Source organism: Muriicola sp. Z0-33 (assembly GCF_026126425.1).
Taxonomy (GTDB): domain Bacteria; phylum Bacteroidota; class Bacteroidia; order Flavobacteriales; family Flavobacteriaceae; genus JAFMPW01.
In genome coordinates, this window is the sequence record NZ_JAFMPW010000018.1 from 47,198 (window position 1) to 53,986 (window position 6,789).

Consider the following 6,789-nt stretch of genomic DNA (forward strand, 5'->3'; position numbering starts at 1 on the left):
TAATGGCCTTTGTACGGCACATTTAACCTTCTAAAAATAGATCGGCAGATGAGTATTAATCAACATAAAAGCTATACAAAACTTGAGGTTGAACATCCAATATGGGAGCATACTTTTACCGTTGCCCCATTGGTAATTATAGGTAGTAAAGAAAATTCTGGATTCGACCTTGCCCCAAAGCATATGGCATGTCCGATGGGATTTGGAAATTACTTTGGCTTTGTTTGTACCCCGGAACATAACACTTATGGTAATATTAAGGAAAATGGGGAGTTTACGGTTAGTTTCCCAAGGCCAGAGCAGATATTAGCAACTTCTATTAGTGCCAGTCCACGCAATGATGCTATTTCCAAATCTGAAGGCATCGTAGCCGCTTTACCCACCATAAAAGCATCAATTGTAGACGCTCCCCTTGTTGCCGGGGCTTATCTCTATCTGGAATGCGAGTTGTTTAAGATCATCGACGGCTTTGATAAGAATAGTCTGATTACAGGCAAAATTAAGGCCGCCTATACCCATAATGATTATATGAGAGTTTCTGATAGCGATGAGGGCGAACAACTATTAAAAAATCATTTACTGGCATATATCGCTCCCGGCAGATTTGCAGAGATTTCAGCAACAAACAATTTTCCTTATCCTAAAGATTTTAAAAGATGAGGCAATCTCAAAATACCGGCACCAGGGCTTTAGAATATCTGACAGCTCACCGCGAGCAAATGATTCTTTTCTTAAAAGAGCTTGTTGCCATGGAAACCCCCTCAAAAAAAAGAAATGCGCAATTCAAAATCATCGACTTTTTAAAAGAGCAGTTAGAAAGCATGGGGTTCATGGCTATTCATGTTCCCGGTCATAAAACCGGAGGTTATTTGTATGCAAGACCTAAAAACAGAAAAAGGGACTTACCCATTCAACTTTTGGTAGGACATTGCGATACCGTATGGCCTTTTGGTACCCTGGAACAGATGCCTATAAAGCATAAAAACGGCAAGATTAAAGGTCCCGGGGTATATGACATGAAAGCCGGCCTTACCCAAATGGTTTTTTCCATATTGACCATTCAGGCGTTGTCTTTGGAGATGAAAGTAGTGCCTGTCATACTAATTAATTCAGATGAGGAGATAGGTAGCAGGGAATCCACGGCCACCATCAGAAGATTGGCAAAAATAGCTAACCGGGCCTATATTTTGGAACCTCCTCTGGGCCTGGATGGAAAGCTTAAGACCGCAAGAAAAGGTTTGGGAAGGTTTACCATTACGGTAAAAGGAAAAGCTGCCCATGCAGGGCTAGATCCGGCCAAGGGAATTAACGCCATTGTAGAACTCTCACATCAGGTGCAAAAGCTTTATGCAATGAACGATCTGGATAGGGGGATCAGCGTAAATATAGGCATGATAGAAGGTGGCATTTCCCCTAATGTAATAGCCCCCTTAAGTAAGGCTATAGTTGATGTTCGGGTACTTCGAAAAGAAGATGGCGATGATATTACTGAAAAAATTAAAAAGCTTAAACCCTATCTAAAAGATGTTGAACTGCATATTGAAGGCGGAATTGGCAGGCCTCCGATGGAGAAAACCATTCGCAACGAGGAATTGTGGAAACTTGCAAAGGCCCAGGGGAAGCAGTTGGGTGTAGATCTGCAAGAGGCAACGGCAGGCGGTGGCTCGGATGCAAATACCACTAGTTTGTTTACGGCAACTCTTGACGGCTTAGGAACCCCGGGTGACGGAGCACACGCTGCTCATGAATACATATTACACAACAAGCTAATAGAAAGAACAGCTTTATTAGCGCTACTACTATTAACAGAACCCTTAAACGGAAAGCCATGAATCATAATTATATATACACATCATTGACCAGGATTTCTGACCTCGCGGAACATGAATTCGAAGTGGTCGCGATAGATAAAGAAGCATGGGCAACTGGCGATTATGTTGTCTGTAAAATTGTTAATGCCGGGAGCGACCGCCTAAGGCTAGAATTACCCAATGGAAGAATGAGGGGAGTAATTGGCGGGGAATCGCTTGTAGGGGCATTGGGTGAGCGATTTGCCACTTTAGAAGCTACCGGCAGCTGGAGAAATGTAGAGGATGACCTGAAAATGTCTGTGCTCACCGGGGCCGGACTTCTTGGCAAACTAACTTCTAAATCCGCGTTTATCCCTAAGATGATGAAAGTGAAATATACAGGGCATGCCTTTAGAGATGGAAAAAAGCTGACCATGGAAAGTTTTGTAGAGTCGGTTAAGGACCAAGAGTTCAATACTCCAGTTATCCTCTTTGTAGGGACTTCTATGTCTGCCGGGAAAACTACCTCAGCCAGAATTGTCACTAATTTGTTTAAACAGGCGGGCTACAAGGTAGTGGGGGCCAAACTTAGCGGAGCTGGCCGGTATAAAGACATACTGGCCATAAAGGATGTTGGTGCTGATGCTATAATAGATTTTGTTGATGTTGGTTTGCCTTCTTCTATTTGTACAAAGGATGACTATGAAGATAAGCTGCATAAAATGCTGAACAGAATAGCCGCTGTGAATGCCGACATTGCAGTAATTGAAATAGGTGCTTCACCCCTGGAGCCTTATAACGGGGATATCGCCATAGAGAAAATAAGAAAACATATAAAGTGTATTATTCTTAGTGCATCGGACCCTTATGCGGTATATGGACTTATGGAGGCATTTAATATTAAACCCGATATTGTAAGTGGCGTAGCTTCCAATACGCTGGCAGGGGTAAGAATGATAAAGAGACTTTGCGGGGTGCCGGCCATCAACTTAATCGACTTCACCAATATCAAGAAATTAAAGAAAATCCTGGAAAACAAAACCGGCTGTTCACTGATACATTAAAATTCCCCTTTTTCGTCGAATATGAATTGGTCATATAACAATTAAAAAGATGAACTAAAGAAGAGTACCCTGCAAAAAACACTGAGTAGATGTCCACGAATTCAGATGTGGAAATCTACTCAGCTTGGTACTCAGAGTTATACCAGAAATGTTATGCCATTTCTTTTTCTTTGCGTCTGTTCTCAGCAAGTTTTTCTATAAGGTCCGGTACTTTTTCGAAAGCGGCAGCCAAGCCATGTGTTTTACCTGCTTCCAGAAAGGAAATTTCATCCTCTTTGGTCACTAAAAAACCAATGGGTTCTATACCTACACCGGCACCGGCACCCATGCCTTCGCCTCTGCGGCCTTTAGCTTCGGTACCTTCACCTCCTCCAGAACCAAAGCCCATACCTACTTTAATTACAGGGACACATTTAAATTCTCCCAGTTCAAATGGTTCACCAACAACAGTATCTGTTTTGGCTTCAGATTTTATAAAATCTGTTATCTTCATAATTAATTCTTCCAAGTGTAAATCCATAATCCAATTTTTTAAAAGTTAATAAATGATTTAATGATTCTAATAGGCCTGTTCTGCAAATGAATGGCCAGCCTGTTTCTTCCTTCAAAGTTGATATAGAACTCGCCAACATGATAATCCAGGAAGGCAAATACCGGATATAATTTTGCATTTGAAATACAATCTCCCGTATCCATTTCTATCAGCAGGCGTTTCACCTTAAAGGAGCGCAGCAATCTAAGACCCTTCTTCAGGTCTAAATACTTTCTCTTCTTCTTTGCAATTTCCTTTTTCTGACCTTTCTTTTTAGTAGTGTTCCATTTCCTAAGGGGATAGAAATAAAACCTCATAAAAAAAGCCATCAGTTTAATTCTTAGAACCTCATCCTGATGTCCTTCTATTTGAACCTTTGCGAGTCCCTTTAACTGGAGGTAGTAATTGTTACCCCGGGTATCTATAAACAGCTCTATAGGCACAAAGAGAATGTACAGAACAAAGAAAAATAGCAGAATAAAAACAACAGAAAGTAGCATTGTTAATATTTTCAGCAAAGGAAATTAAACCTTTACGACGCAGCAATGACCTTGGTCATGAATAGCGAAAAATTGTGAGCTTAAAGCATAAATATTCAACAAAGGAATTGGGGTTGTGCTAATTGAAGTCGACCTATTAAAAGGCAGTTTTTGTTTACACTTCTGCAAAGAGAACCATAAAATTATGCCCTGTTTTTTTTGCGCAACCAGGACAATAGGCATAGTGTACAAAAAACCTTTTAGCAGTTTCGTTTAAGTTCATTAAATAAATATCCATTTCTTTTATGAACTTGGGAATATCATTATAAGCCCCATCAAAAACCTTTGTAATGAACCTGCCGCTAAGGACGGTGTTCCGGGCTTTAGGCACTCTGTCTGTTACCGCCAGATAAATCTCAGACATAAAGGCATTTGGATCAGTAAATAGTACCAGAATATCTTCCTTGTCAGCTTCGAGCTTTTTTGCATCACCGGCTAACTTCATCAATCTGGTAATTCTATTTCCGATCATTGGAGGCAATGGGATATGAAAAAAAGTAGGTACCCAGGCCCTGATGAATTTTTTGTTCTCCCAGTTGAATGTTTTTTCAGACCATTTTGCCGGCCGAAATGTGGGGCAGCATTCGTTGTTTTCTGGCTTCATGATTATGGGTGTTGTGAGTTTATTATTATCAGTGCTTTGCCATTTTGAGTTCTTTTTTGAGGATATTTTTAAAGCGGGTAGCACTTATGTAATGGTCTTCAAGCAACTTACCGTTATGCAAAAGATTAAATACCCCAAATCCGGAGGGGGCATTCCTTGCCGCATATGCCGTTTTAATCTTTTCAATTTGCAGGTTGATGTTGAAATCCATGGCTACATTGCATAAGGCTTCTGCAGATTTTTCGTGCCAGGGGCATTGATCTGAATAGAGTAAATGCCAGCCTCTGTATTTTTTTTGCTTTAAGGTCCAATCCAGAAGTTTAGGATTTAGTCCATTTTCATCCCACTTTTTCGAGAGCAGGTTAAAACGGCCTCTTTGATCTACCGCTTTGAAGTTGTTTTTTTCAAAGATGCGTTTGTCTGTCATCCACGATCCCTTGCTGGTCATTACACATATGCCCTGCATATTACTTTCCCGCGCTTCTTTTTCTGCTTCGTTTATAAGCAGTGATCCATATCCTTTGTTCTTATTGCTATTAGGATAAACATACATGCAATGAGTAAACATAAAATTTGGAGCCTCCACCGGCCGCCATGCGTTTACCGCTGGCACATATTCTATAAATCCGATCATTTTAGAATTGGAGTCTTTTAAGATTTTCATCCTCAATCCTTCTGCGTATCGTTTTTGAAACCATTTCTTTTTGCTGTGAAAACCCGGATTTTTTAAATCCTTTATACAGAATAAACCCTCTTCCAGGATATTGTCAGGTGTTACGTTAATAATATTTATTGATTTCATTTTCTTATGGTCTAAGGTAGTTTTGGTAGTTCTCCAAACCCTGATGTAGCATATCTATCACCCCTTTACTAGTAGCAGTTGCCCCCGCAATCCCATCAATCTTGTATATGCCTTCTCCAATCACTTTTCCGTCCTGAATAAGACTTAGGGTGTTTGGTTCCATATAGGCAGGCATGCCAATGAATTGATCTTCAAATGATTTTCTGGTGATGCCGGACCCATAGCCCTCAGATTCTGCAATATGGTCGAACTGAATTTTTTGAACTTTTCCAGATGCCCGATCTATTAAAATTTTAGCCCAGATACCTCCGGCAAATCCTTTTCCTTTAGTAACCAGGATGACCAGGGTTGTATTTTTAATTTCAACCACAGGGAAACTTGCCAACGGTTTTACTTTGGTTAAGGCTTTAAAAAGTTGCTCGGTTTTTTGTGCATCGCTTTCTGTCAGCATACCATTTTCGTCAATTTCCTTAAAGGACATCAGGGTGGTGATATCTGTGGTATCTGTTAAAGAGAGGTCTGCAAATATTGCTATCTCCTTAATTGTTTTTGAAATGGTTTGTACCATTTCCGCTTTTTCAACTGTTGCTTTAGGAACGGGTTTTTCTTTGCAATTCCAAAGGGTTAAAAACAACATTCCAAAAGCTAAAATGTACATATTCAAATGTGGTACCTGCCTCATATTCTTTGCGTTTGTTTGTTTGGACCGACTAATGTAATTACTGAGAATCAATTTTAAAATGACCGATGTCAGCTAGCAGGAACTTAAATGAAGTGTGCCCATTTTAAGACGCTGGGCAATTGTATTCTGGGCGCAAAAAAGAAGAGTTGAGAATTACGAAGGATACATTTAAAAATATCTGCAATTTCACCTTATCGGGTTAGTGGAACTTTGAATAAATTTCCGATATTGCACGCCCTGATCGATATTAAGAATGGTAGTCAGCTCCTGGCTTGCTAAATAATATAAAAAGGAGTGTTAGCTCAGTTGGTTTAGAGCACCGCCTTGACAGGGCGGGGGTCGTTGGTTCGAATCCAATACACTCCACATCACTCAGAAAATCCACACAGTATTGTGTGGATTTTTTTATCCCCGAAAGTCGCCAAACTTGTTTGAGCGGCTACAGGGGATAAAAAAATTACATCCTGCGTTTAAAGATGAACTGCAAAAAAGAGCGAACTTTTAATTGATTCACGAAATTGGGATTTATCGCCATCGCACCGCCCGGCCCCTCACTATCAAAGGTCTGCCAGACCTTTGCTTTGCGTTCGGCCCTAATTGCAGTCGGGGATTGACTTTGGATCAGGAGTGTAGCGAGTAATCCAATGGGAGAGGGGGATAAAAAAATTACATCCTGCGTTTAAGGATGAACTGCAAAAAAGAGCGAACTTTTAATTGATTCACGAAATTGGGATTTATCGCCATCGCACCGCCTGGCTCCTCACTATCAAAGGTCT

8 protein-coding genes and 1 tRNA gene are annotated in these 6,789 nt (G+C 40.6%); 4 read left to right on the forward strand and 5 right to left on the reverse strand.

What is annotated here, in order from left to right:
- Nucleotides 1-48 precede the first annotated feature (48 nt).
- The 3 genes from J1G40_RS17170 to J1G40_RS17180 are packed head-to-tail and all read left to right on the forward strand — an operon-like array spanning nucleotide 49 to nucleotide 2,854.
- Nucleotides 49-660 carry a flavin reductase family protein gene (locus J1G40_RS17170; RefSeq protein ID WP_265243895.1) on the forward strand — a complete coding sequence of 204 codons (612 nt, stop codon included), beginning with the start codon at nucleotides 49-51 and terminating at the stop codon, nucleotides 658-660.
- Nucleotides 657-1,832, forward strand: a complete 1,176-nt coding sequence (locus tag J1G40_RS17175; RefSeq protein ID WP_265243896.1) for a M20 family metallopeptidase — start codon at nucleotides 657-659, stop codon at nucleotides 1,830-1,832. The genes J1G40_RS17170 and J1G40_RS17175 overlap by 4 nt, the downstream gene beginning before the upstream one ends.
- On the forward strand, nucleotides 1,829-2,854 hold the full coding sequence (locus J1G40_RS17180; RefSeq protein ID WP_265243897.1) for an NAD-dependent epimerase/dehydratase family protein: 1,026 nt from the start codon (nucleotides 1,829-1,831) through the stop codon (nucleotides 2,852-2,854). The genes J1G40_RS17175 and J1G40_RS17180 overlap by 4 nt, the downstream gene beginning before the upstream one ends.
- Before the next feature lie 151 nt (nucleotides 2,855-3,005).
- On the opposite strand, the gene J1G40_RS17185 is transcribed toward J1G40_RS17180, so the two are convergent.
- The 5 genes from J1G40_RS17185 to J1G40_RS17205 all read right to left on the reverse strand — a co-directional run bounded on the left by J1G40_RS17185 (nucleotide 3,006) and on the right by J1G40_RS17205 (nucleotide 6,013).
- Complete coding sequence (locus J1G40_RS17185; RefSeq protein ID WP_265243898.1) at nucleotides 3,006-3,374, reverse strand: GerW family sporulation protein; 369 nt, start codon at nucleotides 3,372-3,374, stop codon at nucleotides 3,006-3,008.
- 11 nt (nucleotides 3,375-3,385) lie between these two features.
- Nucleotides 3,386-3,886: a hypothetical protein gene (locus tag J1G40_RS17190; RefSeq protein WP_265243899.1), complete on the reverse strand. Its 501-nt coding sequence runs from the start codon at nucleotides 3,884-3,886 to the stop codon at nucleotides 3,386-3,388.
- Between the two features lie 154 nt (nucleotides 3,887-4,040).
- Nucleotides 4,041-4,529 (reverse strand): hydrolase, encoded by a 489-nt coding sequence (locus J1G40_RS17195; RefSeq protein WP_265243900.1) that lies wholly within the window; start codon nucleotides 4,527-4,529, stop codon nucleotides 4,041-4,043.
- 28 nt (nucleotides 4,530-4,557) lie between these two features.
- On the reverse strand, nucleotides 4,558-5,331 hold the full coding sequence (locus tag J1G40_RS17200) for a GNAT family N-acetyltransferase (protein WP_265243901.1): 774 nt from the start codon (nucleotides 5,329-5,331) through the stop codon (nucleotides 4,558-4,560).
- Between the two features lie 4 nt (nucleotides 5,332-5,335).
- Entirely contained in the window at nucleotides 5,336-6,013 is a 678-nt protein-coding gene (locus J1G40_RS17205) for an FMN-binding protein (protein WP_265243902.1), read from the reverse strand.
- Nucleotides 6,014-6,304: 291 nt separating this feature from the next.
- Between J1G40_RS17205 and J1G40_RS17210 the strand changes: the two genes are divergently transcribed.
- A tRNA-Val gene (locus tag J1G40_RS17210) sits at nucleotides 6,305-6,379 on the forward strand.
- Nucleotides 6,380-6,789: the final 410 nt, after the last annotated feature.

Coding starts and splice junctions, on each gene's coding strand:
- J1G40_RS17170 (WP_265243895.1), top strand. CDS start 49: ATGAGTATTAATCAACATAAAAGCTATACAAAACTTGAGGTTGAACAT.
- J1G40_RS17175 (WP_265243896.1), top strand. CDS start 657: ATGAGGCAATCTCAAAATACCGGCACCAGGGCTTTAGAATATCTGACA.
- J1G40_RS17180 (WP_265243897.1), top strand. CDS start 1,829: ATGAATCATAATTATATATACACATCATTGACCAGGATTTCTGACCTC.
- J1G40_RS17185 (WP_265243898.1), bottom strand. CDS start 3,374: ATGGATTTACACTTGGAAGAATTAATTATGAAGATAACAGATTTTATA.
- J1G40_RS17190 (WP_265243899.1), bottom strand. CDS start 3,886: ATGCTACTTTCTGTTGTTTTTATTCTGCTATTTTTCTTTGTTCTGTAC.
- J1G40_RS17195 (WP_265243900.1), bottom strand. CDS start 4,529: ATGAAGCCAGAAAACAACGAATGCTGCCCCACATTTCGGCCGGCAAAA.
- J1G40_RS17200 (WP_265243901.1), bottom strand. CDS start 5,331: ATGAAATCAATAAATATTATTAACGTAACACCTGACAATATCCTGGAA.
- J1G40_RS17205 (WP_265243902.1), bottom strand. CDS start 6,013: ATGAGGCAGGTACCACATTTGAATATGTACATTTTAGCTTTTGGAATG.